Origin of the sequence: Geobacillus sp. 46C-IIa, from assembly GCF_014679505.1 — a bacterium.
In the GTDB taxonomy this organism is placed as follows: domain Bacteria; phylum Bacillota; class Bacilli; order Bacillales; family Anoxybacillaceae; genus Geobacillus.
Map to the genome: position 1 here is coordinate 3,485,121 of NZ_CP061474.1, position 26,603 is coordinate 3,511,723.

Sequence of the window (26,603 nt, forward strand, 5' to 3'; positions counted from 1 at the left end):
TATTTGAAACAGAAAAGGGGCGGGGATGATCCATGTTCGGAAAATGGAAAGAATGGGCAAGGGCGCTGAAACAGGAAACGTTTGTCTTGTATTCGGCTTGTCGCGATCGACGCGTCTCCATCTGGCTGCGGCTCTTTATGCTTGGCGTTGCGGCGTATGCGTTCAGTCCGGTCGATTTGATTCCCGATTTTATTCCGGTTCTCGGGTACGTGGATGATTTGTTGCTTGTGCCGCTGGGCATTTACTTGGCGCTAAAATGGCTGCCGAAAGACATCGCTGCTGAGCACCGGGCGCGGGCGGAAGAGCTCGCTAGGCGCGGCAAGCCGACCAACTGGGTCGCCGGAGCGCTGATCATCCTTTTGTACGTGTGGCTTGGTGTTTGGCTGCTTCGGTGGTGGATTTCGCGGGCATTTTGATCTTCCCGTCCGCTTTTTCCTATGGCGGAGGCGGGGATTTGCCCATTCAGCAGGTCGCGTCACGATTGTTCGGGCCTTCCCGTTCCGTTCGCTTTGACGCTTGCGGCTTTTTGGTTACAATGGTAAAGGACAAAAGCCAATGCCAAAGGAGTGGCTGCGATGCCGATTTTAACAAACGATTGGGCTCCGCTTTTGGAAGAGGAGTTTCAAAAGCCATATTACTTAAAGCTGCGCGAGTTTTTAAAAGAGGAGTACCGGACGCGGACGATTTATCCGGATATGCACGATATTTTTAACGCCCTTCATTATACGCCGTACGCCAACGTCAAAGTCGTGCTGCTCGGGCAAGACCCGTACCACGGCCCGGGGCAGGCGCACGGGTTGAGTTTTTCCGTCAAGCCGGGCGTGCCGGTGCCGCCGTCATTAGTCAACATCTTCAAAGAGCTGCATGACGACCTTGGCTGCTACATCCCGGATAACGGCTACCTTGTGAAATGGGCAAAGCAAGGGGTGCTGTTGTTAAACACCGTGCTGACGGTCCGGCGCGGCCAGGCGAATTCCCACCGCGGCAAAGGATGGGAACATTTCACCGACCGCGTCATTGAACTCGTCAACGAAAAAGACGATCCGGTCGTCTTTTTGCTTTGGGGCCGGAATGCGCAAGAGAAAAAAGAACGGATTACGAATCCGCGCCATCATATCATCGAGGCGCCGCACCCGAGCCCGTTTTCCGCCGCGCGCGGCTTTTTCGGCCACCGCCCGTTTTCGCGGACGAACGCGTTTTTAACCGAGCACGGACGCGAACCGATCGACTGGCAAATCGAAAACATCGGCGCCTGTGCCAAATGAACAAGGAGGAAACAGCATGTCCATTTCTTTTACCGCCGTTGTCGCCAAAATGGAAGACGAACTCCGGAAAGCGAAGACCGCGAACGACCCGCAGCGGATGCGCGAACATATCGCCGCTGTTCGCGTCTTGTGCGATTTAATGCTAGAAACAACAGCTCAACCGCAGCCAGCCGTTCCATCTCTCTCAACAGGGCCGCTTGTCATTGGTGGGCCATTTCCCGCCGCGGGCGGGCTTTCGGTTGGGGGAATGGCTGCTGGCGGGACCTCTCCTGACATTGATGATGATGCGAACGGGGCGTCGTTGTTGGATTTTTGAGGATACGCCTATGCTGGCAGCAAAGAAAGTTCGTCATTTGGTTTTTCCGCAGGTTTTTCGCTAATAGGGCGAAAGTTCTTTCCACTATTAGTCTGCTTACTCTTGTGTGTGCTGGGGAACAAGGGGCAGCTCTTTAGCTTGGGTGTGAGTCTGATCAGCGGTGCTGCGAATCAGCCGGTTTCGTCAAATGGATTCAACAGTTAATTGGACGCTCCCCCACCTACGCTAACGCTTAATCATTAAAGAACATAGAAACAAGGGGGAATATGGATGCAGAAAGACGTTAGAGCTGCACATCGTTTCAGTGCTCACAATCGAAAATATGTAGAAAACGATACGCTATGCGGCTGTTTTTATAATGAAAAGCAATCATTGACTAGAAAGGCGGGACCGCGATGAAAACGTTCATCCTTCTCGGCGCGTTGAACGCATTTTTAGCTGTGGCGTTGGGAGCGTTTGGCGCGCACGGGCTTGAAGGGAAAATTCCGGATCGGTATTTAGACATTTGGAAAACGGCGGTGCAATACCAAATGTTTCATGCGACAGGGCTGCTTGTCGTTGGACTGCTGCTTGGCAAAGCGCCGAACACTGGGTTGATCGGTGCGGCCGGCTGGGTGATGCTGGCGGGGATTGTGCTGTTTTCCGGCAGTTTATATGTATTAAGTATCACGCAAATCAAGCCGCTTGGCGCCATCACCCCGTTTGGCGGCGTCGCCTTTTTAATCGCTTGGGTGATGATCGGCTATGCGGCGTTAAAATGGTTGTAAACGGAGCGCAGGAGCGGAGCGCTCCGTTTTTTTTTTGCCGCCGTCCCTCTCCGTTCTACAGCGAAAGCCATAGACTCAACGTCAACAACAGCCCAACGGTCCAATGGTGGCGGGCGGCCCATTTCATGCCGCTTCTTTCTTCGGTTCGACTAGCGCCGGGGCGGAAACAGAGACGAAGCCGAATGGCGAGCGGCAACGCGAGCCATGTGATCGCGGCAAGAAAAGGAACGATATGCCAAACGATCAAGGCGGCGATGGACAAGTAGGCGGAGACGAGAAGAAGCCCGAGAAGGCGCACGGCGTTGTTCCGTCCAAGCCGGATGGCTAACGTGCGGCGAAACGGCTGGTCTTTTTCGATGTCGCGGATGTTGTTTGTCAAAATCATCGAGGCGATCAGCAAGGCGAACGGGATGGACAAGGCAAACAGAGCGGTGTCTGGAACATGCCCTTGTACGGCATAAGCGAGTGCGGTCACGACCGGCCCCATGCAAACAGCGGCGGTCCACTCACCTAAACCGAGCGAGGCGAGCGGACGCGGCCCGGCTGAGTAGGCGATCCCGCAGATGATCGCTGCAGCGCCGATCCACGCGATGGCTGGATCGCTTTGCCACGCCAAGTACACGCCTAACATAACGGCGGCGGCCAGCATGGCGCCAGCAACGGCAGGGATCGAGCGATGGGCGGGTCCATGGCCATGCCCGTTCGTCCATTTGTCACGGTCTTGGCCGCGCAACCGATCAAAATAGTCATTCAGCATGTTGACGGCTGACTGAATCAGCACAGAGGCGGCTAACATCGCCAACAGCACCTCGATCCGAACGGCACCCTTTTTCGCCGCCAGCGCGGTAGCGGCCAGCACAGGGCTGATTGTCCCGCTCCATGTTGCCGGGCGCATTAGTAGCAGCTTGTGATGGCCATCACGTCAACCAAAAAAAGAAGGTTGCCATCGGCAACCTTCTCATCAAAAGACGGTTTTTCCATTTAGCGTGGAGAATACGTAGCAAGCGGTGTTGCGGCTGTAGCGCTGGCGAACGGGTATTCGTAGGCGATTTCCCCTTCAAAGGTGACGTAGTCAAGGTAAATCATCGGAATTAAATAGCGCGTGCCCGTTTGCGGATCGCTCAAAATGACATGGTCGCGACCGGCCGCCTCAATAACGCCGCGGAACACTTTCGCGTTCCATTCGCGATTGTTTTCGAACGTCGCATATACCGTGGCGATTTTTCCTTTGTTTAGCCGCAAAATGTTTTCAATGTACGACTCTTCCATTGGCAACATCCCCGGAATCGTTGGGCCGGCGGCGGTGGTCGGTGTCGGCGTCGGTGCGGCAAACGTCGGCGCTTGTAAGCCAAATGTCGGTGCAGCGGTCGCTGGCGGCGTCATGGCTGGGGCGGCAGCCGTTTGCGGATAGTAGTAATACGGGTACGCCGCAGGATAGTATGGCTGCGGATACGGGTAACCGTACGGATAAGCTGCATACGGTTGTTGCCGCTCCGGGTTGAACGGTGCATGGTAATGGTATTGCTGTTTCTCATCAAGCGGATAGACATTGTTTTCTGTATGGTTGGACATAAAAAAACCTCCTCATATGAAAAGTTAGTAAACGCGCGGACAATCGGATGGAGTCGGCGCGAAGAAGCAATGCGATTTGTAGCGGCCGACGTTCCACTGGTTAAACCATTGCGGCGGACAAGGTTGGCCTTCAGGCGGTTTAAAAAACCAAAGGGCGTTTGTCGCCGGGTGGTAGCGCCAGCCGCGGATCACTTGGCGCGCCAAGCCGATATCCATTTCGCGCGCCCTCTGGTAAAAATACCCTTTTTGTACCGCCTCAAAACCGCCCGGGCTTTGGAACACCATTTGGCGGATCGTGCGGATGTCGCGGAAATCGAGGCAATCGGCGATGACGCGGTTAATGCCGACATTGCCGACCATCAGCATCCCAAGCCGCCCGTCTCCTTCCGCCTCGGCCCGCATGAGCCGGGCTAACAGTTTCACGTCTTCTTCTGTATGGGCTACAACAGCCATATCGTCACCTCGGTCGTCATCGATTTCGACAGTAATAGGCTATTGATGGAGAAGGAAAATGGTGACAGATGGACAGACTGTTTCGGAAAGGAATTTCTGATTTTATATGTATGGGGGAGGAAAGCCTCATATGACAGAAACCGATACGGTTGTCCAAAAAAGCGGAAAAAGCAAGGAAGCCCCGCATCGCGCGGGGCCTTGCCATTAAATATGGAGGAAGGCTGGCACGTTTTCAGCCGCCAGGCGGGTGCCGACGAAAAACGAGCCAAACTCGCCAAAGCGGGCGCTCACTTCATCGAAGCGCATTTCATAAACGAGCTTTTTGAACTGGAGCGCATCATCCGAAAACAAGGTGACGCCCCATTCGAAATCATCCAAGCCGACGGAGCCGGTGATGATTTGCGTCACTTTGCCGGCGTATTTTCGGCCGGTCATGCCGTGGGCGCGCATCAGTTCGCGTCGCTCTTCCATCGAGAGCATGTACCAATTGTCTTGGCCTTGGCGCCGTTTATCCATTGGGTAGAAGCAAATATAGTTCGTTTTCGGCAAAATGGGGTAAAGGCGGCGGCGCACTTCTGGAATTTGGTACGGATCTTCGCTGCCGGACGCCAAGTAGTTGCTCAATTCGACGACCGAGACGTATGAATACGCCGGCAAAAAATACTCGGCAAGCTTCGTTTTATTGAGCGCCGTTTCAATATCATGCAGCTCCTCGAGCGTCGGGCGCAAAATCATAAACAACATATCCGCCTTCTGCCCGACGATCGTGTAGATGGCATGGCTGCCTTGCTTCTCGCTTTCCGTCGCTTCCCATTTGTCGACGAGCGCCAAAAACTCGTCCATCGCCGCTTGGCGCTCTTCGTTCGTCAATGTTTTCCATGCACTCCAGTCGATCGTACGGAAATCATGCAAACAATACCAACCGTCTAACGTTTGGGCCGCTTCACTCATCATCGTCACTCCTTATCGGTCAATAGTACAGTATCACTATACCATAGTTTGCCCAAAAAAGCGGACATTGGTGCACAGGTCAAAAGTAGACTGAATTGTTCTAAAAGGTGAATTATTTGTTGGAAAGGCTTACTATCGTTGCGTTTCCCATCCAAAGCGGTATGCTTAATGATAGAGGAACGCTGGCGTGCCTAGCGGGGAAACGCCAGTCGATCATAAAGGAGGCTTGAATCGTGGCAAACGATTTATTTACCACATTAAAGGCGAAAGTCGCTGGCACCAGACGGAAAATTGTGTTTCCGGAAGGAACGGACAACCGCATTTTGACGGCGGCGAGCCGATTGGCGGCGGAACAAGTGCTGCAGCCGATCGTCCTTGGCGATGAACAAACGATTAAGGCGAGAGCGGCGGAGCTTGGCTTGCCTTTTGATGGAGTGGACATCGTCGATCCGCGTGGCTATGCCGAGTTTGACCAGCTCGTTTCCGCCTTCGTTGAGCGCCGCAAAGGGAAAGTGACCGAAGAGGCGGCGCGCGAACTGCTGTTGGATGAAAACTATTTCGGTACGATGCTTGTCTACACAGGAGCGGCGGATGGCCTTGTGAGCGGGGCGGCCCACTCAACAGCTGATACGGTGCGCCCGGCTTTGCAAATTATTAAGACGAAACCGGGAATCCGCAAAACGTCCGGCGTATTTATCATGGTGCGTGGCGAGGAAACATATGTGTTTGCTGATTGTGCCATCAACATTGCCCCTGACAGCCAAGACTTGGCTGAAATTGCGGTGGAAAGCGCCCGGACGGCGGCTATGTTCGGCCTTCATCCGCGCGTGGCCATGCTTAGCTTTTCGACGAAAGGATCAGCTTCGTCGCCGGAGACGGAAAAAGTCGCTGAGGCCGTGCGGTTGGCGAAAGAAATGGCGCCTGGCCTCATTCTTGACGGCGAGTTTCAATTTGACGCGGCGTTCGTGCCGGAAGTGGCGAAAAAGAAAGCGCCTGGTTCGGTCATTCAGGGCGATGCGAACGTCTTTATTTTCCCGAGCCTTGAAGCAGGCAACATCGGCTACAAAATTGCCCAACGCCTCGGCGGCTTTGAAGCGGTCGGCCCGATTTTGCAAGGGTTGAACAAGCCAGTGAACGACCTCTCGCGCGGCTGCAGCGCTGAAGATGCGTACAAGCTTGCCTTGATCACCGCTGCTCAATCGCTTGCGGAGTGAATGAAAAAACGGATTGGTTCAAAAGATCACCGAGACAGACGCCGGATGACGGTAGGAAAGGGGACTGATCGAAAAGGACGCCCTTTCCTGATGGGAATACAAGATATTGTATAGCGGAAGTGTTTCTTGTATATAGTGACAGGAGAGGGTGCCCTGCGTGTTCGGGACACCCTCTTTGTCATCCTGACTAGGAAAGCCCCTCTTCTCAGCGTGGGCGTAGGTGAGGGAGAAATCGGCGTCTTCCATTCCCGATTTTCCCTTGCACCAAAAGATATAGAAGGGCAAAGCTCAGCTCTTGCAAAGGCCGGAGAGTGTTCAGCGATCCGGCTGCGGCATGGTGCGCGCTGCCCAACATCTCCATCGATTGTGCTATAATGGGGACGGAATGATCAACGTAAGGAGCTAACCGTGATGAGCCATGAACTGCTGCGGCAGCCGAAGTGGCGGGTGATTGACCAGTCGCACTTCGGCTCGCTGTTTGACGCAAAACAGTCGTTTGCGATCGATGATACGCTATGCACCGCGGTCGGTGCCGGACGATCCGATGCGGTCGTCCGCACATGGGTGCATGAGAATACCGTCGTTTTAGGCGCCGCGGACACAAAGCTTCCGTATATTGATGAGGCTATTTCGTTTTTGCGGCGAAGAGGGTACCGCGTCGTCGTCCGCAACTCGGGCGGCCTCGCCGTCGTCCTTGACAGCGGAGTGTTGAACATTTCGCTCATTTTTCCGGAGACGAAAAAACATACGATTGCCATCGAACAAGGGTATGAAGCGATGTACGCGCTCATTGCGGCCATGCTTGCCCCGTACGGCGTCAACATCGAAGCGGGGGAAGTTGTTGGCTCGTACTGTCCGGGCAGTTATGACTTAAGCATCAACGGGAAAAAATTCGCCGGCATTTCGCAGCGGCGCGTGCGCGGCGGGGTCGCGGTGCAAATTTATCTTTGCGCCACTGGCAGCGGAGCGGAGCGCGCTGAGCTGATCCGCCGTTTTTACGAGCTCGGTCGGCAAGGGAAAGAAACAAAATTCACTTACCCCGATGTCGTCCCGGCGGTGATGGCGTCACTGTCTGAGCTCATTGGCCGCGCATTGTCGGTCGACGAGCTGCTGATTGCCCTTTGGCGCACGCTTCAATCATTCGGCGGCGCTTTGCATTCATCCGCCCTCGATGGCGAGGAATGGGGATGGTATGAACAATATTGGGCGCGCATCGTTGAACGGAACGCCAACGTATCCATCGAAGAGCCGACTGAAGGCGCCAAACGGTAACAATCGTTTGATTTCAAAAGGATCAGATCGTCCCGCCGAAGTCATCGGTGCTAGAAGATCGCCGTTTTTCGCCAACAAGAAAGGATGCCGCGGTTTGTCCACGGCATCCTGTTTTGTTACTCGGCGATTTTTTCTAAGTTTCCATTTGGGTCCATCCGAAAGGTTAGTCCCCGCTCTTCTTCCTCTTTTAACACCATTTTGCGTGCTCGGTTAATGATTTTGACAAGCGTCTCAAAATCTTCTTGGACGGTCGACGAGTTTTCTTCTAATTTCGCAACCTTTTCTTCCAATTCTTCATTTTTTTGCTTTAATTCTTCAATTTCGCGGCGCAGCCGCTCGTTTTCTTTGGCTAGCGTTTCCCGTTTCCGTTCGTGCGATTGGAACGTTTTCAAAAAGGCGATCACTTGATCAAGCGTGACTGATTGGGGCTGCGGTGCCGCTTGGATGACGGCCGGCAGCTGCATCACGTCGCCGAGCTCCTCTAATGACGGCATCGGCGGTTCATACAGGCGCCGCTTTCTAACGCCGCCTTGTTTGGCGAGCAGCCGCTGGCGCTCTTTCCGCTGTTTTTTCGCCAGCTGGAGCGCCTCTTCATATTGGTGGCGGACGACCGCGTTCCAGCGGAATCCGCAGGCGGCCGACGTCCGGTTCAGCTTGTCGCCGACTTCTTCAAACGCATTCAGCTGGGTGCTTCCTTCGCGCACATGGCGGAGCACGGTTTCCGCCAACAATAAATCGTCTTCTTCCGTCCAAGCGTCTTGCCGTTGTTTCATCATTCTCCACTCCTTTTTCGCTGCTAGTAAAAGGATGGGCAAAAAGAGGCAATTTTATACGTTGCAAGTTTACAGGATTGGCAAATTGCCAGAATGAAAGCCGCCCGCTTGCAATTTTCCTGCGAAAGCGGTAGAATACACAAAGCAAACGCTGTGGAAAGGGATGACGGATGATGGCGAATGAGTTTCGCGTTTGCGACGACTGCAAGGCACCGAACTTAAAGACGTTGCTGCCGCGCCTGAAAAAGCTGGACCCGGACGCGGTCATTAAAATCGGTTGCCAGTCGTATTGCGGCCCGGGAAGGAAAAAAACGTTCGCCTTCGTCAACAATCGCCCGGTGGCGGCGCTGACGGAAGACGAACTGATCGATAAAATTGCCGAAAAGCTGAAAAAACGCTAGTCGATCACCTTCTTTGCCGAAAGAAGGTGATTTTTTGTTTTTTCCGTCAATAATGGAGAAAGACGGAGAAAAAAGTCAACTATTTCTTTGCATCTCGAAAGAGCGTATAATAGATGTATGTTGGAAACGGAAGAGGAGGGCACTATGTATCCCGGCGGGCAGCTTCATGAAGAAAAAGTGTTTAAAGATCCGGTGCATCGATACATACATGTTCGCGACAAGGTGATTTGGGATTTAATCGGCACAAAAGAGTTTCAGCGCTTGCGCCGCATTAAGCAGCTCGGCACGACGTACTTGACGTTTCATGGCGCTGAACATAGCCGGTTTAACCACTCGCTCGGCGTCTACGAAATCATCCGCCGCATTCTTGATGACGTCTTTGTCGGCCGCGACCATTGGGATCATAGCGAACGCCTCCTTTGTCTATGCGCGGCGCTTTTGCACGATTTAGGGCACGGCCCGTTTTCCCATTCGTTTGAAAAAGTGTTTCATTTAGACCATGAAGATTTCACTCGGGCCATTATTGTCGGTGATACGGAAGTGAACGCCGCCTTGCGCGCCGTTGACAGCCAATTTCCGCAAAAAGTGGCCGAGGTGATCGCTAAAACGTATCCAAACAAACTCGTTGTCAGCTTGATTTCGAGTCAAATTGACGCCGACCGGATGGACTATTTATTGCGCGACGCGTACTACACCGGCGTCAGCTACGGCTATTTTGACATGGAGCGCATTTTGCGCGTCATGCGCCCGCGCGAAGACCAAGTCGTCATTAAGCGGAGCGGCATGCACGCGGTTGAGGATTACATTATGAGCCGCTACCAAATGTATTGGCAAGTGTATTTCCATCCGGTAACGCGCAGTGCGGAGGTCATTTTGACGAAAATTTTGCATCGGGCAAAAAAGCTGTTCGAAGACGGCTACTCGTTTCAAACGAAGCCCGTTCACTTTTTGTCGTTTTTTGAGGGGAACGTAGCGCTTGATGATTACTTGGCGCTCGATGAGGCGGTTATGTTGTTTTACTTCCAGCAATGGCAGCACGAGCCGGATCCGATTTTAAGCGATTTATGCCAACGGTTTGTCCACCGCCGTCTGTTTCAATATACCGAATTTCATCCGACGAACGAGCAAATGGCAAAGCTGATTGAGCTGACCGGCTTGTTTAAAAAAGCGGGCATCGACCCGGACTATTACTTAGTCGTCGACTCATCGTCCGACTTGCCGTACGATTTTTACCGACCGGGCGAGGAAGGCGAGCGCCTGCCGATTTATTTGCTTATGCCAAACGGGGAACTGCGCGAGCTGTCGCGCGAATCGGTGCTCGTTGACGCCATTTCCGGCAAGCGGCGCACCGACCATAAGCTGTATTTTCCGGCTGACTTTCTTCATGACTTATCAACGAAGCGGACAGTGAAGAAAAAGATTATGGAAATTTTAAAGGGTTAGGAGATGACGGAGAGTGCTCACGGAGCATGCGAAAGTGATGAAGGCGTTGGCGGCTGCCGGGGAAATTGCCGGCCGCAAAAAGCTGCAGAAAATGATTTATATCGCGAAAAAGCTCGACTTTCCGTTTTACGAGAAGTTCGATTTCCATTTTTATGGCCCGTACTCCGAAGAGCTGACATGCCGCGTCGAGGAGTTATGCGCGCTCGGCTTTTTGCACGAGACAAAAGAGAAAAAAAGCGGCTATGTGCAATACCGCTATACGCTCACTGAAGCAGGCGAGCAGTTTTTGCGCCATTATGACTGGGGCATGCCGGGTCTTGATGAATGCATGCAAGCGATGAATGAACAAAATGCGCGCTTCTTGGAGCTTGTCTCCACGGTGCTCTATTTTGAACATTTGTCAAAAGATGAAGTCAAGGAGAAAATCGCTGTCGTAAAAAGCAAGCAGCGCTATACGGAGGAAGAGATCGAAGAGGCGTATGCGTATATTGATGCGCTGCGCAGCCGATGCAACATAAAAGCCCGCGTATAAGCGGGCTTTTATAGTAGTTGAAAACCGGTGTTGTCAACGGTCGTCAGGTTGATTCGATCAGTGCGGCAAAAACGCCAGCTGCAAAAAGAACAGCGCCGCCAGCACGTACAGCAGCAACGGCACATCGCGCCAGCGGCCGCAGGCGATTTTTAAGAGCGGGTACGAGACGAAGCCGAGCGCGATGCCGGTCGCGATGCTTGAGGTGAGCGGCATGCTTAAGATGATGAGAAAGGCCGGGAACGCCTCGTCGAGCTGATGCCACGAAATATGGGCGATATTGCTGATCATCAAGCTGCCGACGAGGATGAGCGCCGGGGCGGTGATGGCGGATAACCCGGCGACCGCGCTGACCAGCGGGCTGAAAAAGGCCGCGATGACAAACAGTACAGCGACGGTGAGCGCCGTCCATCCGGTCCGTCCGCCGGCAGCAACGCCAGTGGACGACTCGATGTACGCCGATGTCGGGCTTGTGCCAAATATGGCCCCGACCGTGGTCGCGACTGAGTCAGCCAAGAGCGCTTCGCGGGCGCGCGGCAGCGTTTTTCCTTTCATCAATCCCGCTTGTTGAGCGACGCCGATCATCGTGCCGGTGGTGTCAAACAGCGTGACAAGCAAAAAGGAAAACACGACGGCGTACAAATGATGGCTGATGACATCACCAACGGCCGCAAACGGATTGGCAACGACCAGCCCGTCCGGCAGCGTCGGCAGCGATACGATTCCTTCGTCAAATTTCAATTGACCGGTCGCGTAGGCGATGATCCCGGTGATGACCATGCCGTAAAAGAGCGCTCCGTTGACGCCGCGCATCATGAGAACGAGCGTGACGGCGAGGCCGACAAGCGTCAACACAGCCGATGGGGCATGCAAGTTGCCAAGCGCCACCAAATTTTGCGGGTGGGCTTGGATGATTCCGGTCAGCCGCAAACCGATGAAGGCGATAAACAGTCCAATGCCGGCGGTGATGCCGTGTTTTAAGCTGTCCGGGATCACTTCGATCAGCTTGCTGCGGAGCGGGGTGAGCGACAGCAACAAAAACAGCAATCCCGCGACAAATACAGCGGAAAACGCGGTTTCGTACGAAATGTTGCCATGCGAGCCGACGACCGAATAGGCGAAATAGGCGTTAAGCCCCATGCCAGGCGCGATGGCGATCGGGTAGTTGGCGAACATGGCCATCCAAAGCGTGCCGATCACCGTAGCGATGACGGTCGCCGTGAACGCCTGTTCAAATGGGACGCCGGCGTCCGACAAGATGACCGGGTTGACGACAATGATATACACCATCGTTAAAAACGTCGTCAAACCGGCGAAAACTTCCGTTTTGCGTTCGGCAGTGTTGTCCGAAAAGCGAATCATAGGCAACCTCCTAAAAGACGAACAATAGTAGAAACAAGTATAATAATATTCGTTTTTGCTTCAAAAAGCAACGGGAGCGCCTTAAGCGCTCCCGCCTTTTCTTTACTCCGCGTCGCTCAACCGTTTTCCGGCGACGGCGTAATGATCTTTCGTCATTTCTTCAATGAAAACGACAACGCTCTCTTTTTTCGCCCCCGTCGTTTCCACAACGGCGTCAGTCACTTTTTCAACGAGCGCTTTCTTTTGCTCGTCCGTGCGGCCGGCGAGCATTTTGATCGTTACATACGGCATCGTCATTCCCCCATTTCCTTGTCGAGTGCTGTCGCGCTTATTATACCATGGAACGGAGAAGTTCAGTCCACTTTTCACGGTAAATCATGTATACTAAGGATAGTGAATACAGGGGAAAAGGAGTTAATCAAGTGGAACACATTTTGCCGTATTCGTTAAGTGAAATTCCGTACGTGCTGTTGACGCTGGCGCTGGCGTTTTCTGTGCATGAGTTTGCCCATGCGTACGTCGCCTACAAGTTCGGCGATCCGACGGCGAAAAACCAGGGGCGGCTGACGTTATCACCGTTTGCCCATTTGGATTTGCTTGGCACGCTGCTCATTTTCTTGGCCGGGTTCGGTTGGGCGCGGCCGGTGCCGGTCAACCGCTTCCATTTTAAAAACCCGCGCCTAGCCGGCATTCTCGTCTCAGTTGCCGGGCCGCTGAGCAATCTCGTGCTCGCTGGGCTTGGGTTTGTCGTCTGGTATGCGATGGTCGATTTCGGCATCATGCGGGCGCTGCCGGATTGGTTTGCCGCTGGGTTTGATATGTTTTTCCAAATTTTTATCGGCTTGAACGCCGTCTTGTTTGTGTTTAATTTATTGCCGTTTCCGCCCCTTGATGGGTATCGTATTATTGAAGACTTAGCCCCGGATGGGCTGCGGGCGAAAATGACGCAATGGGAAACCTACGGGGCGCTCATTTTTCTCATTCTCGTGCTGACGCCGCTCGACCGGTACACGATTGAGCCGGTGTTTCAAGTGGCGTTGCCGTTTGTGCTCGAACATTTGCAGACGTTCGCTGCCAACTTGTTTACGTAGAAAGGAGGAAGAAGCGGATGGAGGAAAAAAAGAAAAAAACCATCGGCTTTAACATTATTAAAGACGATCCGACCGACGGGCACCGCGGCTTTGGCGCCGGGGCGTTAAGCCTAGAAAACGTCTCGCCGGTCATCATTGATGTCGAGGCGGGCGAAGCGTTCGTTGATATGGGGGCGATGCATGCGCGCAGCGCCGTTGAGCGCGGCATCAAGTTTTTGCCCGACCGTTCCGCTGTGCCAAACGGCAAGCCGTACTGGATCGTTTGGGTGACGATCGAGCGCGGCGAGGACGGCCCGTATTACGCCGGGGTCACAGCGTGTGAAATGACAGTCGACCGTGAGGCGCGCCGCGGCTATAAGCTATTGCCGGAACATGTGAACCGGCTTGATAAGTCGCTAAAACGGCACATTATTGTCGACCATATGGACGCGAAATCAAAACGGGTGCTCGCTGACTTTTTGAAGGGGCACGACATCGACATGTGGAACCGTTCGAGCGATGAGCTGAAAAAAGGGCTTGAAGGCGAATTGTGACGGTTTTGTGAACATATTAGTGGAAAGACTTGTTCTTGCCTAGAAAAAGGGATAAACTAAACCTACATGTATAACACAGGAAACCTAGGACAAGAAAATCCCCTAAGCGTACGCTTAGGGGATTTTCTTCATGTTAGAACCACGGCAGCCATTTTTCCCACCAGCTTTTTCCGTCTTCTTTTTTCTCTCGTTTTTTCTCTAAATGATCGGTGCAATAGTCGGTCGGTTCGGTGCCGATGAGATAATACGTTTTTCGTTTCACCGGACAAGCATCGGTAGCCAGCTTTCCGTTTTGCGGGTCGATGTAGACGCCGATGACGCCTTTTGTCGGTTTCAACGATTTTTTCGGCTCGCCGGCGAGGCTTTCTTCCATAAAGCGAACCCAGATTTGTTTGGCGTATTGTTTTTCGTCAAAACGGTGCATCGTTTCCCCGCGGTCATAACCGGTCCAGACGCCGGCAACAAGTTGCGGGGCGAAGCCGATCATCCAGCTGTCCGTTTTCGTCGTCCCGGACTTGCCGGCATACGGACGCGTCATTTCGTCGAGGATCGATTGTCCGGTGACGGTCGTATAGCCGTTCAGCTTCGGGTCGAACATCCCGGTCATTAAATGGGCCGTCACAAACGCCGCATCGCGGTCGAGCACTTGTTGGCTTGACGGCCGGTGCTCATATAACACGTTTCCGTTCGCATCGACGACTTTTTTGATGAACACCGGATCTGCTTTTTTGCCATAGTTGGCGATCGTGCTGTACGCCGCCACCATATCGATCATTTTCACCGGCGATGTGCCGAGGGCCAGCGATGGCACGGCTTTCAATTTGCTTGTAATGCCGAGCGTTTTCGCTGTTTCGATCAGTTTGTCGGCACCGATAAACTGCAGCGTTTTTACCGCAAAGACGTTGTCGGATACAGCGAGCGCTTGGGCGAGGGTAATGGGTCCGTTCGCATAATAATCATTGTAGTTATGAGGCGTATACGTTGCCCGGCCGCCGTCAAATGTAAACGTCGTCAGCTCGCTGCGCAATTCGGTCGAGGGGGTGAACCCTTGTTCAATGGCCGCATAATACAAAAATGGCTTGAACGTCGAGCCCGGCTGGCGTTCCGCCTGCACAGCGCGGTTGAACGGGCTTTCGTCGTAGTCGCGTCCACCGATGAGCGCTTTCACTTCCCCTGTGCGCGGGTCCATGGCCACTAGCGCGGCTTGGATGGCGGACGTTGGATTGATCACTCGCTCGAGTTGCTTCTCAGCGATTCGTTGCAGCCGCGGGTCAAGCGTTGTATACACGCGCAGCCCGCCTAATTCAATCGTGCGCTCGTCAAGGCCGAGCTTTGTGCGCAGCTGCTGCTTGACGACGTCTTGGAAATACGGAGCGACAGGCCGTTCTTTCTCGCGGTGCCGGACGTAGACGAGCTCGTCGCGGTACGCCTGCTCCGCCTCTTCGCGGCTGATGTAGCCCGCTTCCACCATCGAGAGAAGGACGATTTTTTGCCGCGCTTTCGCCCGCTTTTCGTTGACGAGCGGCGAATAATAGTATGGGCCTTTTGGGATGCCGGCTAGCATCGCCGCTTCGCTGATCGTCAGCTCCTCGGCGTGCTTGCCGAAATAATAGCGCGCCGCTGCCTCGATCCCGTAAGCCCCATGTCCATAGTAAATGGTGTTTAAATAGCCTTCTAAAATTTTTTCTTTGCTGTAGTTCGCTTCAAGGCGGATCGTATAGAGCGCCTCTTGAATTTTCCGCGACCACGTTTTCTCGTGCGTCAAAAATAAGTTGCGCGCGTATTGCTGGGTGATCGTGCTCGCCCCTTCGACTTTGGCCATCGCCTGCACATTGGCGATGACGGCGGCGGCGATTCGTTTCAAATCAAATCCGTGGTGCTCGTAAAACTTTCGGTCTTCGACGGCGATCGTCGCTTCAATGACGTGCGGGGAAATGTCATCGAGACGAACCCAGTAGCGCTTCTGCCCATGGTCGCTTTCCCCGATTTTGCTGCCGTCCTCGGCGTAAAAAATGGTCGTTTGCGGCACAGCGACCGGCGGCGCGCCTTCGATTTTTGCGAACAAAATAAAGCTCCCGAGGGCAGCGGAAGCAAAGATTGCGAGGAAAACGCCAATAAAGACGGCGGCGCGCACATATTTCCACGTGCCGCGAAAACGGCTGCCCGGGATCGGTTCCATTGCGCATCACCCCAATGGTTTAAACAGTATGTAGGACAGGCGGATCGGCGCCATCAAAACGCTTTGTTTTTCCCTCCAGCCCGCTGCCTTGGGCGGGCGCTTTCCGCTTTCTTACTAGTATGAAAAAAAATTTTTTATTTTAAACTTGTTCCCCTTGCATTTTTGCTAGATTGCTCTATACTTTTTCATGTTTAGTTTTTCGTTGGCAAGGGAAACTTGTATAGTAAGCAACGTTCGGAGAAAGGATGTTACCGATGGAACTATGGTTTACTGAAAAGCAGACAGAACATTTCGGCATCACGGCACGCATCATCCGCACTTTACATACAGAACAAACGCCGTTCCAAAAACTCGATATGGTCGAAACGGCAGAGTTTGGCAACATGTTGATTTTGGACGGCATGGTGATGACGACACAAAAAGACGAATTTGTCTATCATGAGATGGTTGCCCATGTGCCGCTGTTTACCCACCCGAATCCGGAAAACGTGCTTGTCGTTGGCGGCGGCGACGGCGGCGTGATCCGCGAAGTGCTGAAACACCCAAGCGTCAAAAAAGCGACACTCGTCGAAATTGACGGCAAGGTGATCGAGTACTCGAAAAAATATTTGCCGGAAATCGCTGGCCAACTTGACGATTCGCGCGTCGAAGTGAAAGTCGATGACGGGTTTATGCATATCGCCCAAAGTGAAAATGAGTACGATGTCATTATGGTTGACTCGACCGAGCCGGTCGGCCCGGCGGTGAACTTGTTTACAAAAGGGTTTTACGCCGGCATTGCAAAAGCGTTGAAAGAGGATGGCATTTTCGTTGCCCAAACGGACAACCCGTGGTTTAAAGCGGATTTGATTCGCACCGTTTACCGCGATGTGAAGGAAATTTTCCCGGTCACGCGTCTATATACGGCGAACATTCCGACCTATCCAAGCGGGCTGTGGACGTTTACGCTCGGCTCGAAAAAATACGATCCGCTCGCGGTGAGCGATGACCGCTTCCACGACATCGATACGAAATATTACACAAAAGAGCTGCATAAAGCATGTTTTGTATTGCCAAAATTTGTTGCGGACTTGGTGAAATAGGGGGGCAGACCGATGCGCTTTGATGAAGCTTATTCCGGCAACGTGTTTATCGGCAGCCACCCGAACTTTGAAGAAAGTGAGGCAGTCATTTACGGGATGCCGATGGACTGGACGGTCAGCTACCGGCCCGGTTCGCGGTTCGGCCCGGCCCGCATCCGCGAAGTGTCGATCGGGCTTGAAGAGTATAGCCCATATTTAGACCGCGAGCTCAATGACATTCGCTATTTTGACGCCGGCGATATTCCGTTGCCGTTTGGCAACGCGGCCCGCAGCTTGGAGCTGATTGAACAGTTCGTCAGAAAAGTGCTTGATGCCGGCAAGTTTCCACTCGGTCTTGGCGGCGAACACCTTGTCTCTTGGCCAGTCATTAAGGCGGTGCACGACTATTACCCCGATTTGGCCGTCATTCATATGGACGCCCATACCGACTTGCGTGAACATTACGAAGGCGAGCCGTTGTCGCACGCGACGCCGATTCGCAAAGTCGCCGATCTCATCGGTCCGACGAACGTCTTTTCATTCGGCATCCGTTCCGGCATGAAAGAAGAGTTCGAATGGGCGAAACAAAACGGCATGTACATCGCGAAGTTTGACGTGCTCGAGCCGCTTCGCTCCGTGCTGCCGAAACTCGCCGGCCGCCCCGTGTATGTGACGATCGACATCGATGTGCTCGACCCGGCTCACGCCCCGGGCACGGGAACGGTTGATGCCGGCGGTATTACATCGAAAGAACTATTAGCCGCCATCCACGAGATCGCCCGCTCCGACGTGCGCGTCGTCGGCGCCGATCTGGTGGAAGTCGCACCGATTTACGACCATTCGGAACAAACCGCGAACACAGCGAGCAAGCTTGTTCGGGAAATGCTGCTTGGCTGGGTGGCCAAGTGAATATAGGAAAAAGCGCCTCAATCGCAAATATGCGGGGGCGCTTTTTGTTTAGGAGAAAGGTTGCGGGAATATGGGCGTGTTATATGGAATAATATTCAATTTATTTAACATATTTACCATTCGAGGGAGGGGGGAAGAAGTGGGCATCAAGCTGATCAAAATTTCTGTTGTGTACTTCGTCATCGGTGTCTTGATCGGACTTGGCATGTCGATGACCCATTCGTTTGTGCTTACACCGGTTCACGTCCATATCAACCTGTTAGGTTGGACGGCTTTGACGCTCGCGGGCATCATCTATCATTTATTCCCACAGGAAGCAGCGACGAAATGGGCGAAAATCCATTTCTGGCTGCACAATATCGGCCTGCCGCTCATGATGGTCGGTTTGATTTTTGTCGTGTACGGTTATGAAGCGTTTGTGCCAGCGACAGCCATTGGCGGAACACTCGTCGTCCTTGGCGTCATTTCCTTCGCCATTGCTGTGTTGCAAAACGTTCGTGTCTCATCGTCAAATTAAGATGACCAGGCCCAAAGCGTTTGCTTTGGGCCTTCTCTTTTTCTCGCCCCTTGAATCAGGCAGGACAGTTCTTTATACTTATTGTTATGACTGTTTGTTCGCAAAGGTGTGTTCATCCATTATGAAAGAAACAAACGGCATTCCGGTGCGGCTTCGCCAGGTGGCCGTCATCCGCGACGGTGCGCACCAAGAGACGGTCGTGCTTGAAGTGGACGGCATGTATTACATAAAAGGGGAAACGATGTATGTGCAGTTTGCTGAGGAAAACGAACTCGGCCGAGTGACTAACATCGTGAAAATCGCACCCGATGAGGTGACCGTCCTCCGCTCTGGGGCGGTCGAGATGAGGCAAACGTTCCGCTGTCGGCAGGAAATGCCGGGCCATTACAAAACGGTGTTCGGGCGGTGGGCGCTGGCGACAAAAACGGATGCGATCGAGTTCCGATATGACGAAAGACGGAAACAAGGGCAGCTCTTTCTCTCGTATGAACTGATGCTAGAGCATGAGTGGAGCGGGCGCCATACGTTGACGTTAACATTTAAGGGGGTATAAGCCGATGAACATTGTCGGGCAAATGAAAGAAAAGCTGAAAGAGGAAATTCGCCAGGCGGCGGTCAAAGCCGGTCTGGCAGCTGCCGAAGAGCTTCCGGAAGTGCTCTTGGAAGTGCCGCGCGAAAAGGCGCACGGCGACTACTCGACGAACATCGCGATGCAGCTTGCGCGCATCGCGAAAAAGCCGCCGCGGGCGATTGCGGAAGCCATCGTCGGGGAGTTTGACCGCGAGCGTGTTTCAGTAGCGCGCATCGAGGTAGCGGGGCCAGGATTTATTAACTTTTATATGGACAATCGCTATTTGACAGCCGTTGTGCCGGCGATTTTGCAGGCGGGACAAGCGTATGGCGAATCGAATGCCGGCAACGGGGAAAAGGTGCAAGTTGAGTTCGTCTCCGCCAACCCGACCGGCGACTTGCATTTAGGCCATGCCCGCGGCGCGGCGGTCGGCGATTCGCTTTGCAACATTTTAGCGAAAGCCGGGTTCGATGTGACGCGCGAATATTACATTAATGATGCCGGCAAACAAATTTACAACTTAGCGAAATCGGTCGAAGCCCGCTATTTCCAAGCGCTTGGCACCGATATGCCGCTGCCGGAGGACGGTTATTATGGCGACGACATCGTAGAAATCGGCAAACAGCTCGCCGATGAATACGGCGATCGGTTTGTTCACGTTGACGAAGAGGAACGGCTCGCCTTTTTCCGCGAATACGGCCTCCGTTACGAGCTTGACAAAATTAAAAACGATTTAGCCGCGTTCCGCGTTCCGTTTGACGTTTGGTATTCAGAAACGTCGCTTTATGAGAGCGGCAAAATCGACGAGGCGCTCGCCACGCTGCGTGAGCGCGGCTACATTTACGAACAGGATGGGGCGACATGGTTTCGTTCGACGGCGTTCGGTGATGACAAAGACCGCGTGTTGATTAAGCAGGACGGAACGTATACGTATTTGCTTCCCGATATCGCCTACCATCAAGACAAACTGCGACGCGGATTCACGAAGTTGATCAACATTTGGGGAGCGGATCACCACGGCTACATCCCGCGCATGAAAGCGGCGATCGCCGCGCTCGGCTACGACCCAGAGACGCTCGAAGTCGAAATTATCCAAATGGTGAACTTATATCAAAACGGCGAGCGCGTCAAAATGAGCAAACGCACCGGCAAGGCGGTGACGATGCGCGAGCTGATGGAAGAAGTCGGCGTCGATGCCGTTCGCTACTTCTTTGCGATGCGTTCAGGCGATACGCATCTCGATTTTGACATGGATTTGGCTGTTGCGCAGTCGAACGAAAACCCTGTCTACTACGTTCAATACGCACACGCCCGCGTCTCAAGCATTCTCCGCCAAGCGGAAGAGCAGCAGCTGTCATATGAAGGGGATGCCGCCCTTCATCATCTCGTCGAAACGGAAAAAGAAATCGAGCTGCTCAAAGTGCTCGGCGACTTCCCGGATGTCGTCGCTGAGGCAGCCTTGAAGCGGATGCCGCACCGCATCACCGCCTATGCGTTTGATTTGGCGTCGGCGCTTCACAGCTTTTACAATGCGGAAAAAGTGCTTGATCTAGACAATATCGAAAAAACGAAAGCCCGCCTCGCGCTTGTCAAGGCGGTGCAAATCACGCTGCAAAACTCCCTGGCGTTAATCGGCGTCTCAGCGCCGGAACAAATGTAAACGAATAGGGAGCGATTGCTCCCTTTTTTGTTTGGGCATGCTAAAGGAAAACAGCGGTGGAGGATCAACAAGTGAAAGAAGTCATACTATCGCTTATCACCGGCATGGTTGTCGGCTTTTTGTTTACGCTGTTCCGTCTGCCGATTCCTGCCCCCCCGGCGTTGGCCGGCATTGCGGGCATCGTCGGCGTGTATCTCGGTATGCGGCTGTTTCAATGGTTGGCGTTGTTTTGGAAATGAACGGAAGCCGCGCGGTGGAAAGTCGGCCGAGACCGTTCAATCCCCCGGCTGGCGCTGTTTTGGCGATGCGAGGTCGCCACGGGCGCCGGCCGGGTTTTTGCTTTTGCTGCTTCGGCAGCAATTCGATAGAAGTGAGGGTGTCCCAGCGCAGCGGGGCACCCTTTTTCATCGCTATATACGCGACGAACGCTTCTGCAAGACCATGTGCTGCATCTCTCTTAGGAAAAGGCGCTCTTCTGAACCAGTCCTATGGATGGATGAACGTTCCTTCTTTACGGTTTTTGCCGGGAATCCGCTACAACCAAGTGGAAAGCAGCTGGGAAATGGACTCTTTGCCGCGGTCGAGGAGCGAACGGTTTTGCCAAAAATCGAGCGTCAGCGGTTCGGAGCGCGTCAAGTCGCGTTCGATCGCCTGTTTGACGAGCCGAGTAAACGCGCGGTCAAACACATAGCAGTTGATTTCGCTGTTTAAAAACAAACTGCGCCGGTCGAAATTGGCCGTACCGACATCGCACCATTCTTCGTCGATCACTATTGTTTTGGCATGGTAAAACCCTTGGTAAAAGCGGTAAACGCGTGCACCGGCTTTCAGCATTTGATAAAAATACGGATGGGCGGCTTCCCTTACAAATAAATGATCTGCCTTCAGCGGCACGAGCACGGTGACGCGCACCCCGCGCTGGAGTGCGCGCATCAGCTCGTTAAACAGCAGCCGGCTCGGGATAAAGTACGGGGTGCCGATCATAATTTCTTTTTTGGCGTGGCGGATGACATCGATATACTGCTCTTCCAGAGCGGCGCCATCGGTGGCGACCAATTGATGGCGAATGGCGCCGGCGGGAAGCTCCGGGAAGTAGCGGTGCTTGTCAGTCACCGTCTTGCCTGTCGCCTCTTCCCAATCGTGCAAAAACTGTTCCTGCAAGTCGTATACTCCTTCGCCGCTGATTTTTAAGTGGTAGTCCCGCCATTCCCCGAAATCGGCGTCTTTCCCATTATACTCGCGGCCGATGTTAAATCCGCCGATATAGCCGACTCGTCCGTCGATGACCGTAATTTTCCGGTGATTGCGGCGGTTGAGGCGGTAAATGAAAAACGGAAAGCGCGGCGGGCGGGCATAGGCGAACTCCACCCCGTTCGCCCGTAGCGAACGAATGAGCGTTTTCGGCAGCCCGAGGCCGCCGACCCAGTCGACCAACACCCTTACTTTCACTCCCTCAGCCGCCTTTTCTTTTAAAATTTGGAAAAAAGGCGTGGTCGTTTCGTCGCTTTTGATAATGTAAAACAGGATGTGAATATGGTCGCGGGCGCGGCGCAGATCGGCAAAATAGTCGGAAAATAAATGTCTGCCGTTCACGTAGAGCGCAATATCGCTTCTCCGTTCCGGATAGACGACTTTTTTGCGTCCGTTCCGGAAGACGAGCTGTCCGAGCTTGTCATCAAGATAAATGAGCACGAATATGATGGCAATAACAGCAATGACGACCATGCCTTCCCCTCCTGTGCATCGCTTCAGTACTTATTAATGTGTCCTACAACGTACAAAAATAGCAAAGCGATTGCCGCCGATTCCATCCCGCTTTGCCGGACGGGCGCCAAACCGTTCCTTATGGAGACTCAACGATTCAATCGTGCCCACGGTGAGACGAAGCGCGAGCAGGAGCGAACCGTCTGGCTGGCCAATATACCGGCCTTCTCTCTCGCTTTTGCTTGAACCGGAAAAGAAATGAGAAAAAAGTTATTGACTGAATGCTCATTCATTTGTACAATAGACGTAAAGCGAAATTCTGAAAATTTGTTTTGTTATGGCAACAATTTTGCCGGAAAAGCGGGGGAAGGGGAGAGAAGATGAACGCCTTATTACTGGTGAATGGGCTCGCGTTTTTATTTGTAACCGCTTACGCCGTCTATTTGTTTGCGTATGTCGTGAAAACGCGGGCGATGTACATTAAACTCGGCAAAAAAGTCGAGTTTGATGAAAAAGTCAACGAGCGGCTGCGCAACATTTGGATCAACGTCTTCGGCCAAAAAAAGCTGCTCAAAGACAAAAAAAGCGGGTTGATCCACGTCGTTTTTTTCTACGGCTTTATTCTCGTCCAATTTGGCGCGATTGACTTCATCATCAAAGGGCTCGCGCCCGGAGCGCACTTGCCGCTCGGACCGCTGTATCCAGGGTTTACGTTTTTCCAAGAAATTGTCACTTTGCTCATTTTAATCGCCGTGCTCGCCGCCTTTTACCGCCGCTATATTGAAAAGCTCGTTCGCTTAAAGCGCGATTTCAAAGCCGGACTCGTGCTCCTTTTTATCGGCGGACTCATGTTGTCCGTTTTGTTCGGCAACGGGATGAGCATGATTTGGCATGGCGAAGAGGCGACATGGAGCGAGCCGGTCGCTTCGCTCATTGCCGGCGCGTTCTCATGGATCGGCGAAACCGGGGCCGCGGTGCTGTTCTTTGCCGCCTGGTGGGTGCATTTGTTGATTTTGCTGACGTTCCTCGTGTACGTGCCGCAGTCAAAGCACGCCCATTTGATCGCTGCGCCGGTCAACGTCTTTTTCAGCCGGCTGACGCGGCCGAAGCTGGCGCCGATCAACTTTGAGGACGAAAGCCAAGAATCGTTTGGCGTCGGCAAAATTGAAGATTTTACGCAAAAACAGTTGATCGACTTGTATGCCTGTGTCGAGTGCGGCCGCTGTACGAGCATGTGCCCGGCGACCGGCACCGGGAAAATGTTGTCGCCGATGGACTTGATTTTGAAGCTGCGCGACCATTTGACGGAAAAAGGAGCGGTCGTCACGTCGCGCGCGCCGTGGGTGCCGACGTTCGCCTTTAAAAACACGAAAGGCAACCAGCTCGCGTTCGCCGCGGCATCGGAGCAGGCGGCAGCGATTGAAATGCCAAGCTTGATCGGCGATGTCATCACCGAGGAAGAAATTTGGGCCTGTACGACGTGCCGCAACTGTGAAGACCAATGCCCGGTCATGAACGAACACGTCGATAAAATTATTGACTTGCGCCGCTATCTCGTGTTGACCGAAGGGCGGATGAATCCGGATGCGCAGCGGGCGATGACGAACATCGAGCGCCAAGGCAACCCGTGGGGCTTAAACCGGAAAGAGCGGGAAAACTGGCGCGAGCTGCGCGACGACGTCCACGTCCCAACGGTCAAAGAAGCGGCCAAGGCCGGGGAAGAGATCGAGTATTTATTCTGGGTCGGTTCAATGGGCTCATACGACAGCCGCAGCCAAAAAATCGCCCTTGCTTTTGCCAAACTGCTGAACGAAGCCGGTGTCAAGTTTGCGATTTTAGGCAACAAGGAGAAAAACTCCGGCGATACGCCGCGCCGGTTAGGGAACGAGTTTTTATTTCAGGAGCTGGCGACGAACAACATCGCCGAGTTTGAAAAAGCAGGCGTCAACAAAATCGTCACGATCGACCCGCACGCCTACAATGCGTTTAAAAACGAATACCCGGATTTCGGGCTTGAAGCCGAAGTGTACCACCATACCGAGCTGCTTGCCAAGCTCATCGAAGAAGGGCGCCTTGTGCCGAAATATCCGGTCAACGAGCGCATCACGTTCCATGACTCGTGCTATTTAGGGCGCTACAATGACGTCTATGACGCACCGAGACAAATTTTGCGCGCCATCCCGGGCGTCGAGCTCGTCGAAATGGAGCGCAACCGCGAACGCGGCATGTGCTGCGGTGCCGGCGGCGGCCTCATGTGGATGGAAGAGACGACCGGCAACCGGATCAACGTCGCCCGCACGGAGCAAGCGCTCGCTGTCAACCCGACGGTCATCAGCTCCGGCTGTCCGTACTGCTTGACGATGCTGTCGGACGGCACGAAGGCGAAAGAAGTGGAAGACCGCGTTTCGACGTACGATGTCGCTGAACTGTTGGCGAAATCGGTGTTTGGGGAGGAAAAAAACGAAGCCGCATCATAAAATAGTTGCGTAGACAATTTCTATTTTTTAAAATAGTAAGTACGATATGGCATTCGGAAAGAGATGGTGTACGGTCGTACGCCTTCTCTTTCGCCTTGCTATCGAGCGAACGTTCAGTCTGTATTTTGTAATCGCTTTCTTATCTGAAAAAGGGGGAGAGGAATGATGGGGAAAACGGTGATTGTCAGCGGGGTGCGCACCCCGTTCGGAAAATTAGGCGGCGCGCTGCAAGCGTTATCAGCATCAGAGCTCAGCGGCATTGCGGTGAAAGAGGCGCTCGCCCGCGCCAACGTGAGCGCAGAACAAGTCGATCATGTCATTTTGGGCACCGTCCTGCAAGGCGGGCAAGGGCAGCTTCCGTCGCGGCAGGCGATGCGCCATGCCGGCATTCCGTGGCACGTCCGCACCGAGACGGTGAACAAAGTGTGCGCGTCCGGCATGCGCGCCGTCACGCTCGCCGACCAGCTCATTCGCTTAGGCGACGCCGATGTCGTCGTCGCCGGCGGGATGGAGTCGATGAGCAACGCGCCGTACGTGTTGCCGAAAGCGCGCTGGGGGCTGCGGATGGGCGACAGCACGGTCAAAGATTTGATGGTATATGATGGCCTCACATGCAGCTTCACCGGCGTCCATATGGGCGTTTACGGCGGCAACACAGCGCGTGAGCTCGGCATCACCAGAGAGGCGCAAGACGAGTGGGCGTACCGCAGCCATATGCGCGCCATCGCGGCGATCGAAGCCGGCCGCCTCGCTGAAGAAATCGTTCCGGTGACGATTCCGCAGCGCAAAGGCGCCCCGCTTGTCGTTGAACACGACGAGGCGCCGCGGAAAGATACGTCGCTTGAAAAACTGGCGAAACTGCCGCCGGTATTTGACCATGAAGGCACGATTACGGCTGGCAACGCCCCGGGCGTCAACGACGGCGCCGCCGCGCTCGTTTTAATGAGCGAAGAGCGCGCCGCCCGCGAAGGGCTCGAGCCGCTCGCAACGGTGGTCGCCCACACGGCCATCGCTGTCGAGGCGAAAGACTTCCCGAAAACGCCGGGGCTTGTCATTAACGAGCTGCTCCGCAAAACGGGGAAAACGGTCGATGACATCGCCTTGTTTGAAGTGAATGAAGCGTTCGCTGCCGTCGCACTGGCGGCCATCCAAATCGCCGGCCTAGACCCGGAAAAAGTGAACGTCAACGGCGGCGCCGTTGCCCTTGGTCATCCGATCGGCGCCAGCGGTGCGCGCATCATCTTGACGCTCATTCATGAGCTGAAGCGCCGCGGCGGCGGCCTCGGCATCGCCGCGATCTGCAGCGGCGGCGGCCAAGGCGACGCCATCTTAGTTGAGGTATAAGAGGAGCCAGGAGCGCGACAAGCGCGCGTGTCGCCTGTAGCCGTGCGGGGACATGGCTGTCGCCGCATGTCCTCGCACGGCAGCCCGCCGCCAAGACGCGTGTCGCCGGCTGTCGCCAAGATGCAGGAAGCGGCTTGCTGCGATCTTGTCCCTTGGTGACGCGGCGCGAAACGGAACGTGTCGCCGCTCCGCCCTTCGGCGATGGGGTCAAAACGGCAGAGGACGCGGCCTGTTGCCGG

General features: G+C 53.9%; 28 protein-coding genes. 19 read left to right on the forward strand and 9 right to left on the reverse strand.

The window, feature by feature from the left end; genetic code table 11:
- The first annotated feature begins 32 nt into the window (after nt 1-32).
- The 4 genes from IC803_RS17535 to IC803_RS17550 all read left to right on the forward strand — a co-directional run bounded on the left by IC803_RS17535 (nt 33) and on the right by IC803_RS17550 (nt 2,348).
- Nucleotides 33-416: a YkvA family protein gene (locus IC803_RS17535; protein WP_081207914.1), complete on the forward strand. Its 384-nt coding sequence runs from the start codon at nt 33-35 to the stop codon at nt 414-416.
- 159 nt (nt 417-575) lie between these two features.
- Nucleotides 576-1,265, forward strand: coding sequence for a uracil-DNA glycosylase (locus IC803_RS17540; protein ID WP_081207913.1), 690 nt, complete (start codon nt 576-578; stop codon nt 1,263-1,265).
- Between the two features lie 16 nt (nt 1,266-1,281).
- The gene (locus IC803_RS17545; RefSeq protein ID WP_081207912.1) at nt 1,282-1,581 is read left to right on the forward strand and encodes a YwdI family protein; all 300 of its coding nucleotides are present in this window, start codon (nt 1,282-1,284) and stop codon (nt 1,579-1,581) included.
- 395 nt (nt 1,582-1,976) lie between these two features.
- Nucleotides 1,977-2,348 carry a DUF423 domain-containing protein gene (locus IC803_RS17550; protein ID WP_081207911.1) on the forward strand — a complete coding sequence of 124 codons (372 nt, stop codon included), beginning with the start codon at nt 1,977-1,979 and terminating at the stop codon, nt 2,346-2,348.
- A 55-nt stretch (nt 2,349-2,403) separates the two neighbouring features.
- Here the strand turns inward: IC803_RS17550 and IC803_RS17555 are convergent, their stop codons facing one another.
- The 4 genes from IC803_RS17555 to hemQ form a co-directional block, all read right to left on the reverse strand.
- A complete protein-coding gene (locus IC803_RS17555) occupies nt 2,404-3,243 on the reverse strand; it encodes a prenyltransferase (protein WP_223811996.1) in 840 nt (279 codons plus the stop codon).
- Between the two features lie 86 nt (nt 3,244-3,329).
- On the reverse strand, nt 3,330-3,920 hold the full coding sequence (gene gerQ / locus IC803_RS17560) for a spore coat protein GerQ (RefSeq protein WP_081207909.1): 591 nt from the start codon (nt 3,918-3,920) through the stop codon (nt 3,330-3,332).
- 24 nt (nt 3,921-3,944) lie between these two features.
- Entirely contained in the window at nt 3,945-4,373 is a 429-nt protein-coding gene (locus tag IC803_RS17565; RefSeq protein WP_081207908.1) for a cell wall hydrolase, read from the reverse strand.
- Between the two features lie 204 nt (nt 4,374-4,577).
- Nucleotides 4,578-5,324: a hydrogen peroxide-dependent heme synthase gene (gene hemQ, locus IC803_RS17570; protein ID WP_081207907.1), complete on the reverse strand. Its 747-nt coding sequence runs from the start codon at nt 5,322-5,324 to the stop codon at nt 4,578-4,580.
- A gap of 233 nt (nt 5,325-5,557) precedes the next feature.
- On the opposite strand from hemQ, the gene pta reads away from it, so the two are divergent.
- Together pta and IC803_RS17580 are read left to right on the forward strand one after the other, a co-directional pair.
- Nucleotides 5,558-6,538: a phosphate acetyltransferase gene (pta, locus tag IC803_RS17575; protein WP_081207906.1), complete on the forward strand. Its 981-nt coding sequence runs from the start codon at nt 5,558-5,560 to the stop codon at nt 6,536-6,538.
- A 411-nt stretch (nt 6,539-6,949) separates the two neighbouring features.
- Complete coding sequence (locus IC803_RS17580; RefSeq protein ID WP_081207904.1) at nt 6,950-7,810, forward strand: octanoyl-[GcvH]:protein N-octanoyltransferase; 861 nt, start codon at nt 6,950-6,952, stop codon at nt 7,808-7,810.
- Nucleotides 7,811-7,926: 116 nt separating this feature from the next.
- Here the strand turns inward: IC803_RS17580 and IC803_RS17585 are convergent, their stop codons facing one another.
- Nucleotides 7,927-8,583: an RsfA family transcriptional regulator gene (locus IC803_RS17585; RefSeq protein ID WP_081207903.1), complete on the reverse strand. Its 657-nt coding sequence runs from the start codon at nt 8,581-8,583 to the stop codon at nt 7,927-7,929.
- A 173-nt stretch (nt 8,584-8,756) separates the two neighbouring features.
- Here IC803_RS17585 and IC803_RS17590 point away from each other — a divergent pair, with 173 nt between their 5' ends.
- The 3 genes from IC803_RS17590 to IC803_RS17600 all read left to right on the forward strand — a co-directional run bounded on the left by IC803_RS17590 (nt 8,757) and on the right by IC803_RS17600 (nt 10,959).
- The gene (locus IC803_RS17590; RefSeq protein ID WP_020961557.1) at nt 8,757-8,984 is read left to right on the forward strand and encodes a YuzB family protein; all 228 of its coding nucleotides are present in this window, start codon (nt 8,757-8,759) and stop codon (nt 8,982-8,984) included.
- A 144-nt stretch (nt 8,985-9,128) separates the two neighbouring features.
- Nucleotides 9,129-10,427: an HD domain-containing protein gene (locus IC803_RS17595; RefSeq protein WP_081207902.1), complete on the forward strand. Its 1,299-nt coding sequence runs from the start codon at nt 9,129-9,131 to the stop codon at nt 10,425-10,427.
- Nucleotides 10,428-10,440: 13 nt separating this feature from the next.
- A complete protein-coding gene (locus tag IC803_RS17600; RefSeq protein WP_081207901.1) occupies nt 10,441-10,959 on the forward strand; it encodes a YwgA family protein in 519 nt (172 codons plus the stop codon).
- A gap of 57 nt (nt 10,960-11,016) precedes the next feature.
- Here the strand turns inward: IC803_RS17600 and IC803_RS17605 are convergent, their stop codons facing one another.
- Both IC803_RS17605 and IC803_RS17610 read right to left on the reverse strand, forming a co-directional pair.
- Nucleotides 11,017-12,318, reverse strand: a complete 1,302-nt coding sequence (locus tag IC803_RS17605; protein ID WP_081207900.1) for an NCS2 family permease — start codon at nt 12,316-12,318, stop codon at nt 11,017-11,019.
- A 102-nt stretch (nt 12,319-12,420) separates the two neighbouring features.
- Nucleotides 12,421-12,609, reverse strand: coding sequence for a 2-hydroxymuconate tautomerase (locus IC803_RS17610; RefSeq protein ID WP_020961553.1), 189 nt, complete (start codon nt 12,607-12,609; stop codon nt 12,421-12,423).
- 131 nt (nt 12,610-12,740) lie between these two features.
- Between IC803_RS17610 and IC803_RS17615 the strand changes: the two genes are divergently transcribed.
- Both IC803_RS17615 and IC803_RS17620 read left to right on the forward strand, forming a co-directional pair.
- Nucleotides 12,741-13,409: a site-2 protease family protein gene (locus IC803_RS17615; RefSeq protein WP_081207899.1), complete on the forward strand. Its 669-nt coding sequence runs from the start codon at nt 12,741-12,743 to the stop codon at nt 13,407-13,409.
- Nucleotides 13,410-13,426: 17 nt separating this feature from the next.
- Nucleotides 13,427-13,942 carry a YwhD family protein gene (locus IC803_RS17620; protein WP_081207898.1) on the forward strand — a complete coding sequence of 172 codons (516 nt, stop codon included), beginning with the start codon at nt 13,427-13,429 and terminating at the stop codon, nt 13,940-13,942.
- 133 nt (nt 13,943-14,075) lie between these two features.
- Here IC803_RS17620 and IC803_RS17625 read toward each other — a convergent pair whose 3' ends face one another.
- Complete coding sequence (locus IC803_RS17625) at nt 14,076-16,121, reverse strand: transglycosylase domain-containing protein (RefSeq protein ID WP_081207897.1); 2,046 nt, start codon at nt 16,119-16,121, stop codon at nt 14,076-14,078.
- 254 nt (nt 16,122-16,375) lie between these two features.
- On the opposite strand from IC803_RS17625, the gene speE reads away from it, so the two are divergent.
- The 6 genes from speE (at nt 16,376) to IC803_RS17655 (ending at nt 21,078) form a co-directional block, all read left to right on the forward strand.
- Nucleotides 16,376-17,203, forward strand: coding sequence for a polyamine aminopropyltransferase (speE, locus tag IC803_RS17630; protein WP_081207896.1), 828 nt, complete (start codon nt 16,376-16,378; stop codon nt 17,201-17,203).
- Between the two features lie 12 nt (nt 17,204-17,215).
- Nucleotides 17,216-18,091 (forward strand): agmatinase, encoded by an 876-nt coding sequence (gene speB / locus IC803_RS17635; RefSeq protein WP_081207895.1) that lies wholly within the window; start codon nt 17,216-17,218, stop codon nt 18,089-18,091.
- A gap of 139 nt (nt 18,092-18,230) precedes the next feature.
- A complete protein-coding gene (locus tag IC803_RS17640; protein WP_081207894.1) occupies nt 18,231-18,608 on the forward strand; it encodes a cytochrome-c oxidase in 378 nt (125 codons plus the stop codon).
- A 121-nt stretch (nt 18,609-18,729) separates the two neighbouring features.
- Nucleotides 18,730-19,161 (forward strand): YwiB family protein, encoded by a 432-nt coding sequence (locus IC803_RS17645; protein ID WP_081207893.1) that lies wholly within the window; start codon nt 18,730-18,732, stop codon nt 19,159-19,161.
- Nucleotides 19,162-19,165: 4 nt separating this feature from the next.
- Nucleotides 19,166-20,839: an arginine--tRNA ligase gene (gene argS, locus IC803_RS17650; protein ID WP_081207892.1), complete on the forward strand. Its 1,674-nt coding sequence runs from the start codon at nt 19,166-19,168 to the stop codon at nt 20,837-20,839.
- A gap of 71 nt (nt 20,840-20,910) precedes the next feature.
- Entirely contained in the window at nt 20,911-21,078 is a 168-nt protein-coding gene (locus IC803_RS17655) for a XapX domain-containing protein (RefSeq protein WP_081207993.1), read from the forward strand.
- A 295-nt stretch (nt 21,079-21,373) separates the two neighbouring features.
- Here IC803_RS17655 and cls read toward each other — a convergent pair whose 3' ends face one another.
- Nucleotides 21,374-22,564, reverse strand: coding sequence for a cardiolipin synthase (gene cls / locus IC803_RS17660; RefSeq protein ID WP_081207891.1), 1,191 nt, complete (start codon nt 22,562-22,564; stop codon nt 21,374-21,376).
- 359 nt (nt 22,565-22,923) lie between these two features.
- Between cls and IC803_RS17665 the strand changes: the two genes are divergently transcribed.
- Both IC803_RS17665 and IC803_RS17670 read left to right on the forward strand, forming a co-directional pair.
- Nucleotides 22,924-25,020 (forward strand): heterodisulfide reductase-related iron-sulfur binding cluster, encoded by a 2,097-nt coding sequence (locus IC803_RS17665; RefSeq protein ID WP_081207890.1) that lies wholly within the window; start codon nt 22,924-22,926, stop codon nt 25,018-25,020.
- A 165-nt stretch (nt 25,021-25,185) separates the two neighbouring features.
- Entirely contained in the window at nt 25,186-26,364 is a 1,179-nt protein-coding gene (locus IC803_RS17670) for an acetyl-CoA C-acetyltransferase (protein ID WP_081207889.1), read from the forward strand.
- The last annotated feature ends 239 nt before the right edge of the window (nt 26,365-26,603 follow it).